The organism is Nostoc sp. ChiQUE02, from assembly GCF_034531305.2.
Taxonomy (GTDB): Bacteria; Cyanobacteriota; Cyanobacteriia; order Cyanobacteriales; family Nostocaceae; genus Nostoc.
Genome location: NZ_JAVRBN020000026.1, coordinates 1 through 22,455, shown reverse-complemented (window position 1 = coordinate 22,455; position 22,455 = coordinate 1). Strand labels below are relative to the sequence as shown.

At 41.4% G+C, this 22,455-nt stretch carries 18 protein-coding genes; 12 read left to right on the top strand and 6 right to left on the bottom strand.

Annotated features, from left to right (window positions below):
* Positions 1–51: 51 nt before the first annotated feature.
* Together RM347_RS23640 and RM347_RS23635 are read right to left on the bottom strand one after the other, a co-directional pair.
* Positions 52–1,173, bottom strand: a complete 1,122-nt coding sequence (locus tag RM347_RS23640; RefSeq protein WP_322716852.1) for an aldo/keto reductase — start codon at positions 1,171–1,173, stop codon at positions 52–54.
* Positions 1,174–1,250: 77 nt separating this feature from the next.
* Positions 1,251–1,694 (bottom strand): pyridoxamine 5'-phosphate oxidase family protein, encoded by a 444-nt coding sequence (locus tag RM347_RS23635; protein WP_322716853.1) that lies wholly within the window; start codon positions 1,692–1,694, stop codon positions 1,251–1,253.
* Positions 1,695–2,131: 437 nt separating this feature from the next.
* Here RM347_RS23635 and RM347_RS23630 point away from each other — a divergent pair, with 437 nt between their 5' ends.
* The 3 genes from RM347_RS23630 (at position 2,132) to metK (ending at position 7,033) form a co-directional block, all read left to right on the top strand.
* Positions 2,132–2,677: a DUF5132 domain-containing protein gene (locus RM347_RS23630; RefSeq protein ID WP_322716854.1), complete on the top strand. Its 546-nt coding sequence runs from the start codon at positions 2,132–2,134 to the stop codon at positions 2,675–2,677.
* 117 nt (positions 2,678–2,794) lie between these two features.
* Positions 2,795–5,845 (top strand): cation-translocating P-type ATPase, encoded by a 3,051-nt coding sequence (locus RM347_RS23625; protein ID WP_322716855.1) that lies wholly within the window; start codon positions 2,795–2,797, stop codon positions 5,843–5,845.
* A gap of 3 nt (positions 5,846–5,848) precedes the next feature.
* Positions 5,849–7,033: a methionine adenosyltransferase gene (gene metK, locus RM347_RS23620; protein ID WP_322716856.1), complete on the top strand. Its 1,185-nt coding sequence runs from the start codon at positions 5,849–5,851 to the stop codon at positions 7,031–7,033.
* 60 nt (positions 7,034–7,093) lie between these two features.
* Here the strand turns inward: metK and RM347_RS23615 are convergent, their stop codons facing one another.
* Together RM347_RS23615 and RM347_RS23610 are read right to left on the bottom strand one after the other, a co-directional pair.
* Complete coding sequence (locus RM347_RS23615) at positions 7,094–7,420, bottom strand: type II toxin-antitoxin system PemK/MazF family toxin (RefSeq protein ID WP_322716857.1); 327 nt, start codon at positions 7,418–7,420, stop codon at positions 7,094–7,096.
* Entirely contained in the window at positions 7,405–7,599 is a 195-nt protein-coding gene (locus RM347_RS23610) for a DUF2281 domain-containing protein (protein ID WP_322716858.1), read from the bottom strand. The genes RM347_RS23615 and RM347_RS23610 overlap by 16 nt, the downstream gene beginning before the upstream one ends.
* 351 nt (positions 7,600–7,950) lie before the next feature.
* Between RM347_RS23610 and RM347_RS23605 the strand changes: the two genes are divergently transcribed.
* The 4 genes from RM347_RS23605 (at position 7,951) to RM347_RS23590 (ending at position 11,934) form a co-directional block, all read left to right on the top strand.
* Positions 7,951–8,142: a bromodomain-containing protein gene (locus tag RM347_RS23605; RefSeq protein ID WP_322716859.1), complete on the top strand. Its 192-nt coding sequence runs from the start codon at positions 7,951–7,953 to the stop codon at positions 8,140–8,142.
* Between the two features lie 180 nt (positions 8,143–8,322).
* A complete protein-coding gene (locus RM347_RS23600) occupies positions 8,323–8,874 on the top strand; it encodes an alpha/beta hydrolase (RefSeq protein WP_322716860.1) in 552 nt (183 codons plus the stop codon).
* Between the two features lie 178 nt (positions 8,875–9,052).
* Positions 9,053–9,625 (top strand): HdeD family acid-resistance protein, encoded by a 573-nt coding sequence (locus RM347_RS23595; RefSeq protein WP_322716861.1) that lies wholly within the window; start codon positions 9,053–9,055, stop codon positions 9,623–9,625.
* A 212-nt stretch (positions 9,626–9,837) separates the two neighbouring features.
* Entirely contained in the window at positions 9,838–11,934 is a 2,097-nt protein-coding gene (locus tag RM347_RS23590; RefSeq protein WP_322716862.1) for a glycoside hydrolase family 10 protein, read from the top strand.
* 236 nt (positions 11,935–12,170) lie between these two features.
* On the opposite strand, the gene RM347_RS23585 is transcribed toward RM347_RS23590, so the two are convergent.
* The gene (locus tag RM347_RS23585) at positions 12,171–12,311 is read right to left on the bottom strand and encodes an RRXRR domain-containing protein (RefSeq protein ID WP_322716863.1); all 141 of its coding nucleotides are present in this window, start codon (positions 12,309–12,311) and stop codon (positions 12,171–12,173) included.
* 398 nt (positions 12,312–12,709) lie between these two features.
* Here RM347_RS23585 and RM347_RS23580 point away from each other — a divergent pair, with 398 nt between their 5' ends.
* The 5 genes from RM347_RS23580 (at position 12,710) to RM347_RS23560 (ending at position 18,837) form a co-directional block, all read left to right on the top strand.
* Positions 12,710–14,026 carry an efflux RND transporter periplasmic adaptor subunit gene (locus tag RM347_RS23580; protein WP_322716864.1) on the top strand — a complete coding sequence of 439 codons (1,317 nt, stop codon included), beginning with the start codon at positions 12,710–12,712 and terminating at the stop codon, positions 14,024–14,026.
* 225 nt (positions 14,027–14,251) lie between these two features.
* Entirely contained in the window at positions 14,252–14,992 is a 741-nt protein-coding gene (locus RM347_RS23575; RefSeq protein ID WP_322716865.1) for an SDR family oxidoreductase, read from the top strand.
* A 319-nt stretch (positions 14,993–15,311) separates the two neighbouring features.
* Positions 15,312–16,025 carry a rubrerythrin family protein gene (locus RM347_RS23570; RefSeq protein ID WP_322716866.1) on the top strand — a complete coding sequence of 238 codons (714 nt, stop codon included), beginning with the start codon at positions 15,312–15,314 and terminating at the stop codon, positions 16,023–16,025.
* A gap of 572 nt (positions 16,026–16,597) precedes the next feature.
* Positions 16,598–17,329, top strand: coding sequence for a class I SAM-dependent methyltransferase (locus RM347_RS23565; RefSeq protein WP_322716867.1), 732 nt, complete (start codon positions 16,598–16,600; stop codon positions 17,327–17,329).
* 20 nt (positions 17,330–17,349) lie between these two features.
* On the top strand, positions 17,350–18,837 hold the full coding sequence (locus RM347_RS23560) for a hypothetical protein (protein ID WP_322716868.1): 1,488 nt from the start codon (positions 17,350–17,352) through the stop codon (positions 18,835–18,837).
* Positions 18,838–19,025: 188 nt separating this feature from the next.
* Here RM347_RS23560 and RM347_RS23555 read toward each other — a convergent pair whose 3' ends face one another.
* The gene (locus RM347_RS23555; RefSeq protein WP_322716869.1) at positions 19,026–21,899 is read right to left on the bottom strand and encodes an ATP-binding protein; all 2,874 of its coding nucleotides are present in this window, start codon (positions 21,897–21,899) and stop codon (positions 19,026–19,028) included.
* Positions 21,900–22,455: the final 556 nt, after the last annotated feature.

Sequence of the window (22,455 nt, the reverse complement as noted above, 5' to 3'; positions counted from 1 at the left end):
AGGGGGAGAGTTTTCCCCTTTTCCCCCTGCTCCCTGCTCCCCTGCTTCCCCTTATGTCTGCACTTGGCTTTGAGGTGGAAAGCCATGTTGGATTCTGCCTTCATCAGCATCAAACTGCTTGGAGGTTTTGAAGAGTTCAAAACGCCCATCGGCAGCATATTGGGCGCAGCGATCGCGCAACGCTTGCATTTCTTTTGCCTGCATCGGTTGAAAGCCACGGGCGATCGCTAAATTTTGCCGCAGTACTTCTAGTGAATCAATACCACTGACGAGTGTCGCGATCGGTAAACTCATGGCATAGCGGATGGCTTCCTGGGGAGTCACTACACCTTTTTTTACTGCATCAGCATTCCCACTAAGACTTTTCATGCCAATAACCCCTATTCCCCGTTTGTTGAGTTCTGGTAACACCTGCCGCTCAAAACTGCGGAAGGTGGCATCAAAACAATTAAGCGGCATTTGCACTGTATCAAATGGGTAATTGTAGGAGAGCATTTTTAGATGAATAGCGGGGTCTTTGTGACCCGTAAAGCCAACGAATCTGACTTTACCCTCTTTTTTCGCCTGAGCCAGAGCTTCAATTGCACCGTTGGCACGAAAAATTCTTTCTGGATCGTTGTCGTAAACAACTTCGTGGATTTGCCACAAGTCGAGATGGTCGGTTTTGAGACGACGCAGAGATTCTTCAAGTTGCTGCATTGCCACTTTGCGATCGCGTCCGTGGGTGCAAACCTTCGTCATCAAAAAAACCTTGTCTCGTCGCCCTTGCAACGCCTCTCCCATCCACTCTTCACTCCGATGCTTGTTATACTCCCAAGCGTTATCCATGAAGGTGATGCCGTTGTCAATGGCTTCGTGGGTGATGCGAATTGCCTCTTCCTTGCTCTTTGCTTGCCCTAAAGTTGCACCTCCAAGTGCGATCGCTGACACTTTCACCCCTGTTTTTCCCAGTGGACGGAGAGGAATTTCACCAGTGTTTGTGCTGTTCGTTGGAGTTGCAGATGATGCTGGAACCTCTGCCGCTTCTACTTCCGAATTAACATTGAGGATTTGGTCAGCAAAGATTGCCCCTGCACCTGCACCGATAAAGCCTATTCCTTTTAAAAAATGTCGCCGCTTCACCTCTAAAGGAAGATGCTTTTTAGCGGCTTCATTATTGTTTTGATCTGCCATTGACTTTTTGTAATTAAAAATAGTTAATTTTTGCCAATTTAGTCCAAAAATTACACGTCTTCAAGGCGTATTGATGCCTAGAAATTAATTGTTTGTGGTTTAAAACTCGATGCACTATCCCAATAATTAACCTGGTTAATATTCACCTTAAGCAAAGCAATATCACGTTCGTCCAATCCTTTAGGAAACCAGGTTTGAAGTTCCGGCTTCCATAGTTCTCGCATCTTGTTGCGGTCTTTCACAAGTTGTGCAGTACCTGAGATCGAAACGTATCGCTGCTGTTCGGCTGACGAGAAACTAACATTGACTTGCTCATGGTGTTCTACTTCAGTCACTTTATGGGAACCAGCGTATGTAAAGAACCAGAGTATGCTATCAGAGTTAATCTCACCACTCTTTGACATGGGATAACTATGCAAACTGCCATCATCATCGACTGTGGTAAACATCCCATAATCAATATCTTTAATTAATTCACGCAGCTTTTGAATCTGTTGATCGCGGTCTGTAGAAGTTGCCATTGTTTGTACTTTGTTTCTCTATTTGCTTTTTCTCGGATGTAATTTTTGATTACAACCAACTTTAAGACTGGTGAAGTTAATTTTAAGTATTAACGTTTTTTCTTTCAATTGCGTGAGCCTACAGATGGAATTATCCTCAAATTAGCTCTTTTAGTTATATCTATAGAGATATTGTTTGAGAGCGACTGTTCTGGGTCTGCAAAACTTATAAGCATAGCAACGGGAATTTTACGCTTATTTATTTATTTAGACATAAATTCTAGAGCTTTCGTACTAAATTCCAACTGCCTCTGTAACTTTAGAGTGATGAATCTAGCTATTGACTACGCTTATAGTTATAGATATCTTGTAAGTCTACTTTCAGCCTGCGTTGTGAGTACTGTTCATGAGCATCTATTGCAGAACTAATTTTCTTAATTTTTGGAGGGAATTTTTAGATGGCATCTACATCAAACTTGCAAGAAGTTAATCTACCTGAAATTATTGAGAGCATCAGTGCAATAATTTTTGCGCCTGTAATTATTCCTATTGCAATAGCAGTGAAGCAACCGATAGTCCAAACCGCTATTAAACAAGGAATTACTCTATCTGAAAGATGTAAGGAAGCAGTTGCAGAAGCGATAGAGGTTGTTGAAAATATAACAGCAGAAGTCAATGCCGATTTAATTAATAAGCAGCGAGAAGAAGTTAATTTTAGTAATGTCCAAACTTATTTAACCGATAGCAAATCTGAGGTTGCTAAAGATTTAATAAATGTGATGTCTGACTTGAATGCTGATGTCGGGCAGATGAGCAACGGCGTTGTAGATTTGCGGTTGCTAGTACCTCTGGGATTAGGAGCGCTTGCCATCCACCAATTGATAGATAAAGGACTAGAACTAGAAGAAATTCCCTGGTACACGTTAGCCTGGTATGCCTTTGATACCTTTGTAAAACTTAACAACATGAGTGAATCAAAGCTACAAAATTTATCAAAAGATTAAGACCTTATCCTGTGGTAGTAGATTAGGATTTATTTCAAAGACTTAAGTTATTTTTTGCAAGAGATAATATTAATCTAAATATATTTGTATAGGGGAATTATAGGAGCCAGAATTGCTGTGGTTCAAGCAATACATACCAGTATCGAGGGGAGAGCCAGATACAAAGTAAATGAACTCTATCGTTCGCCATCTCTGAAAAAATATTTGGAGCGATCGCTCTCAAAACAAGCAGGAATAACTTATGTCTCTGCTAACCCATTAACCAGCAATATTCTGGTTAATTACAATAGAGATAAGAACCACAAGCAAATTGGCTCTTTAATTGAAAAAATATTATTACATTATCACGAAAAGAGCGAAAGCTTTCAACCAGAAAAATTAGGAACGAGTAAAAAATCCTTTAATAAAATAATTGATAATGCCGAGGAGCAAAAAATCCAAAAGTGGCATTTAATGACAGCAAATAGTGTCGTAGATGTATTAAATACCTCAAAAATATCAGGATTATCCAGTGAATCTGCCGCAGAAAACCTTAGTAAATATGGCCCGAATGTTCTAGCCCAAGCAGCAACTCGTTCCGATCTGAGCATCTTAATTGACCAGTTCAAATCTCTCCCAGTGGCTTTACTGGGTGTCGCCGCCGGGATTTCTATTCTCACAGGTGGAGTCATTGATGCTGTAGTGATTATAGGTGTTGTTGGTTTGAATGCGGTCATTGGTTATGCTACAGAAAGCCAATCAGAAAAAATCATTCATTCTCTTAAAAGTCAAGAACAAACATCAACTTGGGTAATTAGAGATGGTAAACAGATAGAAATCCCTACAGAAAATGTAGTATTAGGAGATATTTTATTTCTCAAACCTGGTAGTTATGTAGCAGCAGATGCCCGACTTATCGAAGCAGATAACCTAAGTAGTGATGAGTCTGCCTTGACGGGAGAAAGTATTCCCGTTACCAAAATTACTGCATCTTTGATTGGAGAAGATATTCCCTTAGGCGATCGCCTGAACATGATTTACAAGGGGACTTTGATTACAGGTGGTCAAGGACTGGCTGCGGTTGTGTCCACAGCCAAATTTACCGAAATGGGCAAGATTCAGCAAATGGTTGGTGAGGCAACAGCAATCCAGACTCCCCTAGCAAGACAACTAGATGAAGTGGGTAGTCAACTGGTTTTAATCGGCATGGGAATCTGCGGCCTGGTCTTTGCTATGGGAGTACTACGAGGATATGGTTTAGTACAGATGCTCAAATCATCCATATCCTTAGCGGTGGCTGCGGTTCCAGAAGGATTGCCGACCATCGCCACCACAACCTTGGCCTTAGGCATCCGAGATATGAGGAAGAATAACGTCCTCGTTCGCAGTCTAAGTGCGGTGGAAGCTTTGGGTTCTGTACAGACGATTTGCATGGATAAAACCGGGACACTTACAGAAAACAAAATGTCCGTGGTGGAGATATATGCAAAGACCAAACACATTAGAGTATCTGATGGTAAATTTATCGCCGATGAAGAAAATATTAACCCCTACACCTGCGATGAACTGTTAAAGCTGATTCATGTATCGGTTCTCTGCAATGAAAGTCAAGTTAGTCTAGAGGGTGATGGTGAATATATTGTCACAGGTTCGGCAACAGAAAACGCTTTAATTTACATGGCAATTAGCGCTGGGGTGGATGTCATTGAACTCAGACAAAAATATCCTCTGCTGCAAACCAACCTGCGATCGGAAAATCGTAACATCATGAGTACAATTCATCAGACTCCCGATCGCCATCAATTAGTTGCTGTTAAAGGTAACCCCGCTGAAGTTGTGCAGATATGCCAAAAATGGATGAGAGACGGTCAAGTAGTGCCTTTAACAGAGGAAGATAGGCAAGCGATCGCCATTGAAAACGATCGCATGGCGGGGAAAGCGCTGCGGGTACTGGGTGTAGCTTACAGCTATATCGATGAAACTAAAAACGGGAATAATTATGAATCAGACCTGATTTGGCTGGGTCTTGTGGGGATGGCTGACCCCATTAGAAAAGGTGCCAAAGAATTGATTGGTGACTTCCATGAGGCGGGAATTGATACAGTGATGATTACCGGCGATCAAAGCCCAACCGCCTATGCGATCGCCAAAGAATTAGAATTGAATCGATATCCCCAATTAGAAATTCTCGATTCTACTAACCTGAATAATCTCACTCCAGAGGCATTGATCGCACTCAGCGACAAAGTAGATGTTTTTGCCCGCATCAGTCCCAGCAATAAACTGCAAATCGTCCAGGCTTTACAAGCAGCCGGAAAAGTAGTTGCCATGACCGGCGATGGTATTAACGATGCACCAGCACTCAAAGCAGCACAAGTGGGTGTAGCAATGGGCAAAAGCGGAACCGATGTGGCGCGTGAGGTTGCAGATATCGTTTTGGAAGATGACAGGCTAGAAACCATGATGATTGCTGTCAGCCGGGGACGGACAATTTACAACAACATTAGAAAATCTGTACATTTCCTGTTAGCCACAAACCTCAGCGAAATCATAGTGATGACCACCGCCACTGCACTTGGTCTAGGCGAACCCTTAAATGCCATCCAACTCCTCTGGTTGAATTTGGTAACTGACATTTTCCCCGGTCTATCCTTAGCAATGGAAGCACCAGAACCGGAGGTTTTGAGTCAGCCACCCCGCAACCCTGACGAACCAATTATCAAGAATTCCGACTTTGGCAGAATTGCCTTTGAATCAGCAACACTATCCCTCAGTACCTTAGCAGCCTATGGTTACGCCATCCTCAGATATGGCATTGGTCCCCAAGCAAGCACCGTTGCCTTTATAAGTCTAACTAGCGGGCAATTGCTACATACAATTAGCTGTCGTTCAGAAAAACACAGCATATTTAGTCAAGAAAAGCTGCCTAATAATCCTTACTTAAATGCTGCAATTGTAGGCTCTTTTGGCATACAACTTTTGGCTATAACTATTCCCCCATTGAGGAGTCTTTTGAAAATTACGCCACTAAATATTGTGGATGGTGCTGTGATTACAGGTAGTGCTTTGTTGCCCTTGTTGGTGAATGAAATAACAAAGTATTATACATTTTTGGAAAAAGATGAGCTTCCAGATATAAAAGCACAGACTAACACAGATAAATTATTTGTATCTGAATCAGCGAGGTAAATTATGAAAAAAGACTTCATGTTTACATCAGAATCAGTTACAGAGGGACATCCTGATAAACTTTGCGATCAAATCAGTGATGCGATCGTCGATCGTTTTTTACAGCAAGATCCATACTCTAGAGTAATTACAGAATGTGCAGTATCTACAGGTATCGTTTTTCTTGCTGCTAGATTTGAACCGAACATAAATGTAGATTTTACTAATATAGCAAGACAGGTGATCGAGCAAGTAGGTTATGAGCATAAAGAATTTAATGGTAAAACCTGTAGTATTTTAACGAGTCTTAGAGAATTACCATTTGGTAAACACCATTTATTTCATGAAAATAGTTTATCTGACGAAGAGATAGAACAAATCACTGTTAATAATCAAGCAACAGTTTTTGGATTCGCCTGCAATCAAACATCTATTCTCATGCCATTACCAATATGGTTAGCGCACAAACTTGCTAGACAAATTAGTGAAGTGAGACGTAAACAAATACTTCCATATCTTACTCCTGATGGCAAAACTCAGGTAGGAGTTGAATATAAAAATTGCCATCCTTATAGAATCCACAGCATTACAGTTATTGCCAGTCAAAATAAACCATCAAAACCGGAGTTTAAGCAATTACAGGATGATATTCGAGAAACTGTGATTACTCCTGTGTTTCAAGATGAAGATATTAAACCAGATGAACAAACCAGAATATTTATCAATCCAGATGGGCCATTTATTCGAGGAGGCCCGGCGGCTCATTCTGGGTTAACCGGCAGAAAAAATGCCATAGATACTTATGGCGAATATTCTAAACATAGCGGTTCAGCTTTGAGCGGCAAAGATCCAATTAGGATTGATAGAGTGGGAGCATACATTGCTCGTTATGCAGCTAAAAATATCGTAGCGGCAAAACTGGCTGATGAATGTGAAGTACAATTAAGTTATTCTATAGGGCTTTCCAGACCTGTTAGTGTCCAAGTCGAAACTTTTGGTACAGGCAAAATTTCTGATGAAGAAATCACGACTCTTCTAGAAAAGCATTTTGATTTTCGGCTTGCAGGCATTATTAAACAGTTTAACTTGAGACATTTGCCTTCATTAACTAAAGGTGGTTTCTACAGGAAACTTGCTGCTTATGGTCATGTAGGCAGGATAGATATGGAACTTCCTTGGGAAAAAGTAGATAAAGTTGATGTTTTTTGAACGGGGATTAATAGATTGTTGGTAACAATCAGAATCTAATCAATTCTGCTTATTACACTACTATATAATTTCAATAATTTTATGAATTACCTCTGTTAAGTTTTCAGATTTTATTTGACCTGCTTGATATAAAAAAATTTGTTTATCAGCAGTAAAAATCCGATTTGGTCTGATATTACTTGGCTGATTTAAACGACCAGAGCTAAAATCACTCTTATCCAGTTTAATAGCATAGATATCGCCAACAGATTGGCTAGTAATTTGGCAAAGAATCAGGTCATCTCCCTGAAGAGTAGCAATAACTAAAGCAGGTCTGCGTTTTGTTTGGGTTAAGTCCGAAAATGGAAATGGAACAATAACAATATCTCCTTTTACAAATCCTGCCATGCTTCATCTTCCTCTGGACTTAACCAATCTTTTTGCAGTGATGATTCACTCATAATTGTGATTTCTAAAACTTTATCTTTCTGGTACTTGGCTTGTAAAAACTGAACAAAATCTAAAATTTCCTGTAACAGAGGTTCAGGTAATTTGTCTAGTTCTTGTGTTATTTGTTCTTTAAGCATAATTGTCTTCTTTTATCTTTCAGCAATATCTAAAATAATATTGATCATATCGGTTTTTTAATAAAAATATAAAATCAAACAAATTCTGCAAGTGTAAAATTTTATATGACACCCAGTAGCGATCGCCAATAATCACCATAGTTATCATACTTGCGATGTCTCATTCATAACTTTTTCCCAGTGTCCTAATCTAGCCAATCCTGACCAATAGAGTATTATTACTCAAAAATTATTTTAAATTTGTACCCTCTGAATGAGCCTCTTCAACCTATAGCAGGAGTGTCATTTTCCATTAAGCACCTACTATGAAGAACTAGGAAATCAAATTGCAGTATATCTGCCTTTCAAATTATGGACTGGAAGTACAGGTGGAAAAATGGCTATCGGCCAAGCCGAGATGAAGCGGCAAAAAACCCTCATTTGTTAGATGAGAGTCAGTTTGATAACGATCAAGACCGAAAGCTAGCTGAAGAATCTGCAAGAAAGCATTTGGGTATACCAGCACCAACCTTAGACGAAGATAAGCCAATACTACCTCATTAGCTTCGCATAACGAAAAGGTTTAATAACACCATTTCCAAAAATCTTTGCAACAAATTGGCTGTAGGGGCGTACAGGTATGCGCCCCTAATCATGTATCTGTAGCAGGAATTTCGTGAAATAATATAACGCTTGGGCATTTTGTGCCTATGTACGCTCCGCACTATTAGAAAGTTCGACAAAATGCAGATTACTCAATTTTTCAATCGATTAAACAATAGGAAATTTACTAAGTTACTCACTCAAACAGTAGCTTTAGGACTAGGTGCTATTGTTCTCCTCTCAAGTACTAATGCTAATGCTGCCGAGCAAGTTGTTTTAAAGTATGGTACTTTTCAGGGGCAAGTATCTGTTCAAGAATTAACTCAGTTTACAGAAACTGGCAAGACTACCCCGACATTAAGAGCTTATTTACAGGCGGCGCAACAAGACCCCGCAGTAGCTCGTAAGGCACTTAAAGCTTCGATAAAAGCCGATCCTGCCTTTTTAAATAGCTTACTATCTAGCTGGGCTGGGCCAGTTTTGGTTAACCAAATTGGTGAAGTAGTTCACCCTCCCGCAGGAGAACTAAATCAGCAGGCGCTGCGAAGCGCTTTAGGTGCATCTATTCAACAAAATGGTGAAGTTACACTGCTTGGAGCCATTCAGAATTACCCAAATACTTCTGTTGAACTTGAAGGAGATCGTCTCATTCCTGTTTATGAACGCCTAAGCAATCTTGCAGAACTCTTATAAGGGTTACGTTATCGGATGATTGGTTTAGTCTCTCAATAGTCGTGCAATAGTCGTGAGTTTTAGTCACGATCGCACTGAAGTTACTACTGATGAGTCTATCTTAGGGTTCATACCCTGTTACTTAGAAATTCCCTAACCTAAATGTAGAGTTTAGTCTAAAAATAGGGAAAAGATTTGTATGACAACCGATGTTTCTAGAGATATTAAGAAGGATGTTAATGGGTCACTGATCAGTGGTGTTCTCCTGAGTATTTTAGGGGTGATTGCGATCGCAGCGCCTAATTTCACCACCTTATTCGCCGAAACTTGGATTGCGGTGATTTTGATTTTCGCCGGATTTACAAAACTAGTTTATGCCACTCAAACCCGCCACCAAGGAGGTTTTATTTGGAAACTTCTATTGAGCGGACTCTATATTGCAACGGGTATAATGCTGTTTGTTTATCCTTTTACGGGTATTCTCACACTAACTCTGTTGCTTGGCAGCTTTTTACTGGCTGAAGGCACATTCGAGTTAATTCTGGCATTCCGGTTACGTCCCCAAGATAACTGGACGTGGATACTAGGTGATGGGATTATTACGCTGGTCTTAGGCGCAATGATTTGGTTCCAGTGGCCCTTTAATGCGCCCTGGCTTCTTGGCACACTAGTTGGTGTTAGCATTATTTTCACTGGCATTTCACGCATAATGCTGTCATTGAATGCGCGTTCTACCTTGAATCCTACTAATGAAGCTGCAAATCCTACTTAGTAGATAAGGAATGGGGAAGAAGCAGGGGAGCAGGGAGCAGGGAGCAGGGAGCAGGGGGAAAATTCCTCTCCTCTGCTCCCTGCCCCTCTGCCTCTTTTCAATGTTCAAACTTGAGTAGTGACAGTTTACTAAGACATTGCAGCAGTGATCGCCTTCAAGTTGCTAAATTAACAAAGGAAATCAAAATCCAGGCCAGCTAGCTGCAATTAACAATGGTATCTATTGCTACTCCCTTCTCGGATATTCAAAACCATTGGGCACGCTTATTTATTACAGCCTTAGCCCAACGTGGTATTGTCAGTGGGTTGCCAAATGGCACCTATCGCCCCGATAACTCACTCACCCGCGCTGAATTTGCCGCCATCATCGCCAAGGCATTTCCCACAGTTTCCAAGAAGCGGCAGTATGTCCCCTTTGTTGATGTATCCACTAGCTATTGGGCAGCCACCGCCATTCAAACAGCTTACGAAAAAGCATTTATTAGCGGGTTTCCTGACAAAAGTTTCCGTTCCGCTAACCGAATTACTAGAGTAGAAGTTTTAGTTTCCCTGGTAGCAGGCTTAGAAATTGCCACCAAAGTAAAACCTGACCTCCTCTCACAACTCCCACAAATTTATCAAGATTCTGTTCAGATTCCTGGGTATGGCAAAAATCAGGTAGCTATTGCCACTAGCGCTGGATTAGTGGTTAGTTTCCCAAATGTGAAATTACTCAATCCCAATCTTGCAGCCACCCGTGCAGATGTGGCAGCGATTATTTATCAAGCTTTGGTGTATTTAGGTGAGGCAGAAAAAATTTCCTCTAGTTACCTAGTGCAGCCGCCAATACCAACGCCAACACCAACACCGACACCAACGCCGACACCAACGCCTATACCCATACCTATACCGACACCCATACCCACACCCACACCTGTCGGTAGCGTTAAGGTAAATCATAGCCGGGAGTTCCGGGGGGCGTGGGTAGCATCTGTGTGGAATAGTAATTGGCCTTCCAAGGCGGGACTTTCTGTTGCCCAACAAAAAGCTGAACTCAGCGAGATTATTAGTAAATTACAGGCGCTAAACTTCAATGCTCTCATCTTCCAGGTGCGACCGGAAGGAGACGCTTTATATGAATCTCAATTAGAGCCTTGGAGTGCTTGGATTACAGGAACTCAGGGGAAAACACCAGAACCATTTTACGATCCTTTAGCGTTTGCGATCGCAGAATGTCACAAGCGCAATATTGAACTTCATGCTTGGTTCAACCCCTACCGCGCTAGCACTTCCACAGACCCAGCCAAAACAGTTCGTCCCCACATAGCAGTTACTAATCCAGAAAGCGTTTATTTATGGAAAACTCAACGCTGGATGGACCCAGGCGTGAAAATAGTTCAGGACAGAGCTTATAACGTAATTATCGACGTAGTGAAGCGCTACGATATTGATGGCATTCACTTAGATGATTATTTCTATCCATATCCCATCGAGGGACAACCTTTCCCCGATGACAAAACTTATGCTGCATATAAAGCGGCCGGTGGTACACTCAGCCTTAGCGACTGGCGACGGGACAATGTTAACAAAATGGTACAGCGCCTCTGGCAGGGAATTAAAGCAACCAAACCCGACGTTAAATTTGGTATTAGTCCCTTTGGAATTTATCGCCCTGGACAACCCACTGGTATTACTGGGTTAGATGCTTACAACGTGCTGTATGCCGACTCGAAGAAATGGCTAGAACAAGGCTGGATTGATTATATTGCTCCTCAACTTTACTGGCGCACAGACCAACCTCAACAAAGTTATTCGGCGTTGCTAAAGTGGTGGACACAGGTAAATACAAAGCAAAGACACGTTTACGCTGGTAACAATCTGACAGAACCAAGCAATAAAAGTCGGGAGAGTGATGAGATTGAAAAGCAAGTGAAAATTAGTCGCAGTCAAGCTGGACAGTTGTCACTGGGGAATATCTTCTTTAATATCGGTGTTTTGACGGAAAATAGTCAGGGCATTGCTGATAAATTCCAAAGTCTGCTTTATAACAAACCTGCGCTACCTCCAACTTTGTCTTGGCAGGATACAACACCACCCTCTCCACCCATTGAACTACAAGTTAATAACCGCAAACTCAGTTGGCAGCCTGGTGATAATCAGCCAGTTCGTTCCTGGACACTTTATCGCCAAACTGGCGATACTTGGACAATTCAGCGAATTTTGTCTGCTGGCACAACCTTCGCTACTGTCCAACAAGCGGGGACCTATGCCGTGTGTGCGGTGGATAGATTGGCGAATGAGAGTGTGGGAACAGTTATTACAGTGAGTTGAACAAAACCCGGATTTCTCACACGATAAGCAAAAGTGACTCGCTTAAAGTCAATTTCACTTCGTACCTGAGCAACATTTAAATTTTTTCCCATTCTGGAAAAAATTCACCATCTTGGGTAATCCTGGGCCGCAAATCCTCATCACCAAAGTCCTCGCTCCGTGGAGAGCTAATGGCTTTAGACATGGGGGCAAGGGGCAGGCGAATTTATTCGCCATCCAAATATTAAAACCCATAACTATAGCCATCCTTTTATACAAAAGGGGTACATTTTGAAGACAGCAGCTTTCTGTTTTGTCAACAATTCCCTTGCTCGTGCTGCACTAATTGGATTGAGAGGCTGTTTGTTTTGGTCGATAACGAATACATAATTTTGCATTGCTGCATACTCATTCCGGGTAAAGTTAGCTGCGACATTGTTTAGAGTCCGTACTATCCAAGCGACACTGATTTATTTTCTATAAGTCTGTTTAATCGCCTAGTTCCAGGGTTCAGGACTAGCAAGCATCCTGAAGTGGGTCTTTAACTCTTGCTCTAAACTATTAGTCTGGTCAGGTAAAGTATCCTCCAAGCTCATAGCTAAAAGCTAGGGCTTGGCACTCAACTAGAGAACCCTGACCTTTCGGTAGATTTAGACAGAATCATCAAAACAGTATATTTGGATGGGATAACACATAATTTGCCACAAAACCTCATGCTAAATCAGTAATTTCAATATCAACAGATGAAATATTGATTGAATTCTAGTTAATTTGTTCCTTAAGTTCCTCATAAGCCATGACATCCCCTGAACCTCAAACTGATTTTGGAGAAAAAGCTCCACAAACCTCATTTGAGCCACCTTCTGGAAAACGGCGGTGGCTTTGGTTATTCTTAGCAGCACTACTATTGTTAGGGGGCGGAACAACTCTAGTTTGGCGTTTGCTCACTCCGCAAAATTCAGCACCTTCAACTGCTAATACTCAACCTCAAGGGGTAAGAGTCAAAATATCGACAGTACAAAGCGGCATAATTGAGGAAAGTTCAGATTTTATTGCTAGCCTAAAGTCCCAGCGCTCAGTCACGCTCCAGCCGAGGATTCAGGGCCAAGTTACTCAGATATTTGTCAAATCGGGAGATCCAGTCGCACCAGGAGCGGCAATTCTCCAAGTAGATCCTACCTCACAAGCAGGTGTCAGTGGAAGCAATGCTGTGCCTCAAGGATTTTTAGTGCAACTGGAAAATGCCCGCGCTACACTCAAATCTCTGGAAGCACAACGACCATCCTACGTTGCGAATGTGCAATTGTACCAGCAGAACTACGAAAAGTTTGTCACCCTAGCTGAGGAAGGAGCCGTGTCTCGACAAACTCGCAATCAGTTTGCTGATAGGCTCGCCAATGCTAAGACAAGCCTTGATGCAATTGATTCTAGGATTCAAGCACAACGAGCCAATATATTACAGGCTGAAAAAAGCTTGCAGCAAGCTAATGTAAATATTCCAAAACAACAAGGGAACCTCCAGTACGACAAAATTACTGCTCCCTTTAGTGGCACAGTTGGCAACATTGCTGTGAAAGTCGGTGATTTAGTTAATACTTCCACACAATTAGTTAATATCACGCAAAATCGACCTTTAGAAGTCAACATCTCTGTGCCATTACAGCAAGGGCCTCAATTGCGTAAGGGAATGCCAGTGGAGGTAATGAATACACAAGGTCAGAAGCTTGGTAGAAGTAGAGTATTTTTCATTGCACCTACTGCTAGTAATGAAACACAAGGGATACTGATCAAAGCACTTTTTGATAATCCTAACGGTCAGTTGCGTGCAGATCAATTGGTAAGGGCTAGACTGTTCTGGAATCAGCGCCCTGGAATTTTAATCCCCACAACAGCAATGACTCGTATCGGTGGGGACACTTTTGTTTATGTAGTTGAAACAGAAACATCTCCCCAAGGTGTATCCCAACAAGTAGCTCGGCAAAAGCGAGTGAAGCTAGGCGAAATAAAAGACAATAATTACCAAGTTATTGAAGGATTACAGCCAGAAGATAAAGTTATTATCTCAGGGTTGCTCAATCTTAGGGATGGCGTTGCGATCGTTCCAGAGTCTTAATTAAGGGGAATGGGGGAGGCAGAGGGAGCAGGGGAGGCAGAGGGAGCAGGGGAGAAGGGAAGAAATAACTAATGACTAATGACTAATGACCAATACTTCGGCTTACCTCGGCACGAGTCGCTCAGTACAAGTGACTAATGACAACGATCGCTAAATTTAACCTTGATACAGTACTTTAACAGCAGATAATCACTTTGGTTAACCAAAAGAAAACTAGATTAATCTATGTCATCAATAGCCGGAAAAGTTGCAATTATCACTGGTGCATCACGGGGAATTGGACGAGCGATCGCACTAAAATTAGCTGGTAACGGCGCATCTATTGTTGTCAACTATGCGGGTAATGCAGGCAAAGCACAAGAAGTTGTTGCAGAAATTGAAAAGTTGGGAGTACAGGCAGTTGCCGTCCAAGCTGATATTAGCAAATTACCCGACATCCAACGGTTATTTGAGCAAACTCTTGAACGCTTCGGTAAAGTCGATATTTTGGTCAACAATGCCGGAATCGCCTTCTATAAACCAATTACTCAGGTGAGTGAAGAAGATTTCGACAAGATTTTTGCCATTAACGTCAAAGGCACTTTTTTTACTTGTCAACAAGCCGCGCAACACATGGCAGAAGGGGGACGGATTATCAACTTTTCCTCATCAACCACGGTGATGATGCTGCCAACTTATAGTGCCTATGTAGGAACCAAGGGTGCTGTTGAACAAATCACGCGGGTACTAGCTAAAGAATTGGGTGCAAAAGCGATCGCAGTTAATGTTATTTCTCCTGGGCCCACCGATACAGAACTGTTTCGAGAAGGCAAAACACAAGAACAGATAGACCATTTAGCCCAAATGGCTGCTTTTAATAAACTGGGAGATGTGCAAGAAATCGCCGATGTAGTAGCATTTCTCGCTAGCGATGAAGCCAGGTGGATCACTGGGCAAAATATTCGTGTAAACGGTGGAATCGCGTGAGCTAATCAAAGCTCTCGTCATGAACGCGATATTCGCCGTTGCAAAACCTCAGCCAATAACCTGAGCATTACTAATCCTGTTAGGGTTGGTAAAGATTAGCCTCCTACATCCATTCATTCGAGCTTTTTGGTAAAAGCGTCGAGTTTTTTACTGGAATATAATTATCCAAGAGCAGCTAACAAAACGAAACGGGTTGCTAAATATGGGCTGAAAAAGTTTGTATAAACCATTCATAACTTATACAAATAACGGCTTGTGTTTTTGATTGTCGAGTCTGTGTTTCCGTACTAAATATCACTTCACTGTCACTCTAAAAATTATGGATTTGTCCAACTTTACTACACTTCAAAACTTAGAAGCTGCTTTCGGTGGTGAATCGATGGCAAATCGCAAGTATCTGTTTTTTGCGGATGTGGCGCGTCAACTTGGGTTTACAGACTTGGCGAAACTTTTTAAAGAAACAGCAGACCAAGAAACTGAACACGCTTTTGCACATTTTAAATTGCTGCATCCAGAACTTGTGGTAGAAGATGCAGGTGCTTTAACTGATGAACAAAAGCGGGAAATTATATCACGCTGTTTATCTTTGGCAATTGAAGGTGAAACATACGAATATACCACAATGTATCCAGAGTTTGCCGCCGATGCTCAACGCGACCGCGACAATCCTGCGGCTGAAGAATTTCTCAAACAAGTTAAAGAATCTACCGATCATGCCAACACATTTCGGGAAGCTGCACATCGTTTTGGCTTGTTAAAATTCATCGAAAATTACCACGCCGATCGCTATGCTGAAGCCTTAGAAGTATTAAATGGAGGACAAACAGCAACCAGAGTTGCAGGTGAAGATCCCAAAACTCGGAAATGGATTTGCAGACAATGCAGCATGATTTACGATCCCGTTGCTGGCGATCCTGATTCGGGAATTGCACCTGGTACACCTTTTGAAGAAATCCCTGATGATTGGGAATGTCCCATTTGCGGTGCTAGCAAAAAAACCTTTAAACCATTTGAGGAAAAAGTTGCAGCCTAAGACGATAATTACAGCAGAATCAAGAACACTCTGAGTAGCGGATTTTACTAATGGCTTCTCTAAGAGAGGCTTTGCTAACACCAATGTCTTCTGTTATGAAGAAGTATGACGACCAGAAGTTATAAGAGTGAGAAGGAAAATTTGCTTGATATCTGGTTCTTGAGTTTAAAAACTGTAGATCATTAACTTGCAAACTGCTGTAATTAAGCTGTCTTTTTAGCATATAAATGCGAAGTATCCCAAGAGATACTTCGCATTCTTGTCTTTATATAGAACTAATACAGTCAGTTAACAGGTTATTAACATAACTTTTTGCATGGATGCTACCCGAACACCTTATTCTCAAAAAGCTCAGAAGCTTTACAAATTATTTAATATTTCAGTGTATTACTAACTAATATCTCAATAATTCTTAATAAAATTCTAGCTAATATAAATAATAATTAACTTTCTGCAATATTTTTTTGGTATTATCGTTTAATATTTCAAGCACTACACAAGTTACTTATTCTTTATGTAAATTTAAGATTTGCTAGCTTTTACTAAGTTTCAAATATTTCGGAGATATTTTTGTGTCTGTTATTAAAATTGCACATGAGCAGACCCATGCATACCAAAGATTTTCAGAACAGTATTCTAATTTAGGAATTGAAGACACGTATTATCTTGCGTTCGCCGATATTCCCCAACGCATTCAAAACCCTGATTCCGGTCTACTAGCTCTAGATTTTGGGTGTGGAGCAGGGCGATCAACTCGGTTTCTCAAATCCTTGGGATGGGATGCCATTGGTGTTGATATCAATGCCCAAATGTTAGCCCAAGCTCGTCAAATTGATCCAACTGGAACATACTATTTGATTGATGCATTGCCGTTGCCTTTTGCAGATGCTTACTTCAATCTGATTTTTCAAAGTTTTGTCCTGCTCGAATATTCCTCCATTCCTCAGATGATAGAAACACTCAGAGAGTGCGATCGCTTATTAAAAAATGATGGCATGGCGATCGTCGTGACTTGTTCAGAGGAATATTACTCCCATGATTGGCTGTCGTTTCAAAATGATTTTCCAGAGAATCATAGCCTTCAGTCAGGGGAAAGAGTTCGAGTCTCAATTCGGGGAACAGAGATAGTTTTATATGACTACTACTGGACGGATCGAGACTACCGAATTGCGTTTGAGCAGGCGGGGTTTGAGGTCATTCAAGCGCAACGACCTCTTGCTCAAGGGAACGAACCCTTTACCTGGGTGAGTGAACTGGAGCATCCATGTTGGGTGATTTATTCGCTCAAGAAACGTACTAACTAAAAGGAAGGAGAACTTTACCTATGACCGGAGTGTTACCTATCCAGGCAAAACTACAAAATCAGCCTTCTGTAATGTCTACCCTTGAAGGGAATAATGTGGTGCAGGCTGTGCTTGATGATATTCACCAAACCCTTGGTAATACAGGGGGTGAAGTTTACTTTAGTGGTGTCGATGAGCGTCGTTTCATGGAGTTCGATCCAGACAATATTGTTTCCCGCTGGCGGCAACTGGTAGATCAAGGGATTGAAACGCGAGTGCTTACCCGATTTGGTGATGCTTTCACCCTTAAAGCCTCCAAATCCCAACATCGTTGGATTCCAGAGCATTTCTTCAATCCCACTACTATTTGTGTCTACGGCGATAAGGTCGCCACAATTCTTTGGGGTTCTCCGGCTCAGGTATTAGTAGTGCAAGATTTTGCCTTTGCTGATGCACAGCGCAAACAATTTCTCTGTATGTGGGAACAGGCAGAGATTCCAACTACTGAAAGCAACACACTAGAAGTAAAGGATCTCCTGGCTGAACGGACAATCAAACGATTTGGCGGTCGGGTTAGCTATATCAGCGCCAAAGATCGACAGCTTTTTCGAGATTTTCGCTTATTAGATAAAACGCAGACTTACGGTAACAGCTTTTATTATGTCTGCCAAGCAGCTAATGGACTCGGGCCAGATCGCCTCGGACTGAAGTACTTTGATGGTCGGATGCTGGCTGGTATCGGTATTGGTAACCGCTTCTCACTTGGAGGTAACTGGCACTTCCATGTTGTCAATCCGATGGGAGAATTTGATCCAGAGAGCTTACTGCGTCTATGTCGGCATTTATTAGAGCTAAGTGGCGTTCCTGTGTTCGTGAAAAAGTTAACGATGGAAGAACGCGATCGCCTTCTGGGCATTGGCTTTTCACCAATCGAGGATTATCCCTGGCACGCCCAAGCTATGGAAGAAGATGATACCTTTGCTGAACAAATCCTTGATGTCAATGCTGTTTTGGAAAAGCTAAAGGTGCATCAACGCAGTGGTCTCAAGACCAACTATCGCTACTTCTGCTCTAAGTTTGGAGATCAAACTACATCTGAGTTTCTATGCGAAGAGAATGCTGCTGAGGCACATGATATCGTCAATAAGTTCTTTGACTATTTAGATATCAAGCAGTTGCACATCTCCCAGACCTCAGACTACGACAATATTATTCATTATCCGCCATTAGGCAACAACGGCAAAATGTACTTCTCGCAGTTGATTCGGATTGGCGGTAAGGCTGCGGCTTTCTTTGCTATGGAGCCTGTGAGTGATGATACAGTGGGACTTTATGCTAGTATTACCCTGCATCAAGAATTTCCTAACCTTTCTGAGTACTTGATTGTGGAATGCTGTCGGCTTCTCCAAAAAGCAGGATATCGGTATTTAAATTTAGGTGGCTCGGAAACAAGTGGATTGTTTAACTTCAAAGAGAAGTTTTCACCTGTAGAATACAAGAAGCTTCAATGGGTGGTGTATAAGGTTTAGGTTATTCCTCTTGTACCGTGCCAAGAAAAAATAGTTATGATTTTTGGAAGTCTGCTCGCATGAGAATTTTGAACTTCAGATTGAAAACAAATTTCATTAATTAACAATGAAATAAAGTTGTTTCAATTAAAGATTTCAGATTTTTCTCTATTGCAAGTGAAAAAGAGTTATTTTCTTAGCAAAGCAGATTAAAGAGTGCTGGTGTTGCCTATCTTAGCAACATACACTGGTTTAATCGGGATTTGAATGCAAAACTTTGCCCCTTGTCCCGGCTCAGAAATACACTCCATCTTACCACCGTGTTTATCCACTACAATTTGGTAGCTGATAGATAATCCCAAACCCGTGCCTTGTCCCACGGGTTTTGTAGTGAAGAAAGGATCGAATAACTTCTGTTTCACAGTTGCGCTCATTCCAGGGCCATTATCTTGAATAGAGATAGCTATCCAATCAGAATTTACTACTTTAGTACAAATGATAATCATACTAGGGTAGTTTTTGATTTCTGCTACTGTTCTTTCGTCGTTGTACTTGTCTAATGCATCAATAGCATTACTAAGAATGTTCATAAATACTTGGTTTAGTTGACCGGCATAACATTCTACGGCTGGTAACTCTCCATATTCTTTGTGAATCTCAATCGCGGGATGTTCTGATTTTGTCTTCAAACGATTATGCAAAATTAACAGTGTGCTATCTATTCCCTCATGAATGTTGACAGGTTTCATCTCTGCTTCGTCCAGCCGAGAGAAGTTGCGTAAGGTAAGCACAATTTCGCGGATGCGCTCAGTGCCGACTTTCATAGAAGAAAGAGTTTTGGGCATATCTTCTATTAGATAATCAAGTTCAACTTCTGCGATCAAATTTTGAATTTCTGGTACCGGGTCTGGATAAATGTCCTGATAAAGCTCGAGTAAACTAATTAGATCCTGGGTGTAGTTATCAATATGAGTGAGGTTACCGTGGATAAAGTTAACGGGATTATTGATTTCGTGTGCCACACCAGCAACAAGTTGACCGAGGCTAGACATTTTCTCAGTTTGAATTAACTGTCCTTGCGTATGCTGTAAATCTTGTAAAGTTTTTTCCAGTTCAGCCGCTTGCTGGCGCAAAGTTGCTTCAGAATAGCGTAATGCTTCTTCTACTTGCTTGCGATCGCTAATATCCCTTAAAAAAACAATATATTCTTGGCGCTGGTGATTGATTTTGTGTGAAATCGTTGTTTCAATGATTTGCTTATCTTGTCGGGATTTTTGTAAGATTTGCTCACTTCTGCTTTGCCAATAAGTAGGCGCATCACCTAATTCTGGCAAAAACTCATCAAGATGAAGTCCAAGCAATTGATTAACATCTGTTCCTAATAATGCTTCAGCAGCCGAGTTAGCTTGAGTGATTACGCCATTTTCATCAAGCACTAAAACTGTATCTAGAACAGTATCTAAAGCAGTAATAAAGCGACTTTCAGCCACTTCGCGGGCTTCGGCAATCGATGCGATTTGTGGTAAAGTAGTCCAGCAAGCGATCGCTACTGCCATAAATGAGATTACCATCAGCAGAATGAAAAAAAGATTTTTATCTGCACCATTAGGAAGCTTTTCCAACTGCTCCTTAACGATCCAGGTAATAGTGGCAGTACTACAAATTAATGCCACTAAAATTCCTACCTGAAACCCGACAAAATCTTTAATCTGGGTACTGTATGACTGTCGGCGTTGTACCCACCATCGCAGATGGAAAGGTGCAAAGGGAATTCGCTGGATAGCCGCATCAGCTAACAAAACTATCACAGGTAACAGTAGCCCAGCAGCTAAGTTTTGCCACCTCCACGCTAAACCACCAACTACTAGAGCTACTAGCTCTACAAAACAAAAGCCTAAGGATAACCAAGGCCATCGTATTCCAGGCTGTCCACGGTTCAACCATAGCCCAAAGTGGAATGTGATAATACATAATAAATAGCTAATAGTGATAGTTATGACTAAATTATTAAGATCGCCCGAAAGTAAATAAAACAAACTGAATATAAAGGCAAATATTAAGCTAGGTTGCAATACACCTTGGCGGGAAACAACTGTAAAGACTGGAGACATATACCCGTCTAAAGCCAATTGGTACAAAATACGAGGAGTATTCGCTACCCCGACAGCAGCACCAAGAAGACAACTAGAGCAAATCAATAACGTTACAATTAATGAAGCTGCCTGACCCCAAAAAGGTGAAGCTGCAACAAAAGTCTTAAACAGATCGCCTTCTAACTCTGGGTTACTGGCTAAACGTATCAGCACCCAAGAGCCACACAGAGAAATGATAGCGATCAAATAACCAGCTACTGATAATAAGCGTAAAGTTTGACTGGGTTTTTGACTATCCGCCACAAACGCCGCACCTGTTTCAACACTATAAACAGCATAAACGGCGAAGAAAAACCACTTCGGCCATTCAACAGCCGAAAAACTAGGCAAACTGTCAGGAAGCAAACCAGGACTTTTTGGCGAAAACGCTAACCAGCCTATACCTTGAACAGAAAACAGAAGCACTAATCCTACTGCTGGAATAATGAAACATAAATGCAGAATCGCCAAGGCGCGTGTACCACTAAACGCGATACTGAATAGAAGTAGTGTGAAACCAATTTTCATCACCATCTCTGGACAATGAATGCCCCAAGGTTCAAGCTGAACTTTGATCAATTCTGTAAGAATGATGCCGTTGATGGGAAATGAAACCCAACCAACAAAATATCCTAGTGCTGCGTAGCGTCCTAAAAGCGGAAAATTTTTCAGCAGTCTGCTTGTGTAATTAGGTGTTCCTCCTGACACATCTGGCCATTGCCTACCCAAAGCTTGCACCTGAAAGCACAGCATTACACCTATGATGGTTGCTGGTATCCACACAAACAAGGCTTGCATTCCTAGCCCAGAAGTTATGAATGGTGCAGAGGTAAACCATGAAAGTAAGCCAGACAAACCAAAGCCAAAAGTTTCAATAGCAGTTAAGGAACGCGGAAGCTTAATGACTGATTTGTAATTTTTTTCCACACCCAAAACTGACTGGGTAGGCATAATTAATTAAAAATGACACTACAAGCGTTTAAATAACATATTCTTATTTATTGGAATAAGGGTGAGAATGCTGAAAACTTCAAGACTAGCTCATATTCTGACTATTTTGATCAGTAATTATCCACAACCTTGTAAAGGAAACATTGCCTGTTTGATAGCTTTTGCTGCGATAGCTGTCTCTATTGCTTTGAATATCTCAGTTCTTTGTATTTTGTAGAACTGTAGGAAAACTCTTTGAGATACACCACATTTTACAGATAACTCTGGAGCTTCTGACTTCTTTTGCTCAGAAGTTCCAAGAGTCAATCCAACAGGCTGTATATTTGGTTTTGAGGCCTAAGTTCTGTACCTCACTGAGTTACAAACTTTTGTATTTCCAGTCTTGGAAAGAATACTTAGATTTACATGACTTTGAGCTTTATATTGTTTCTTTGTGAAGCTGCAATATATTTTACCCCCCTTGCCAAGGGAAGCCAGCAGGCAGGGTGGTTTCATACAACGAGAGAAAAATAATAATGATTTGTAGAGGGTAGAGAAAAATGGATAACTAACAAGT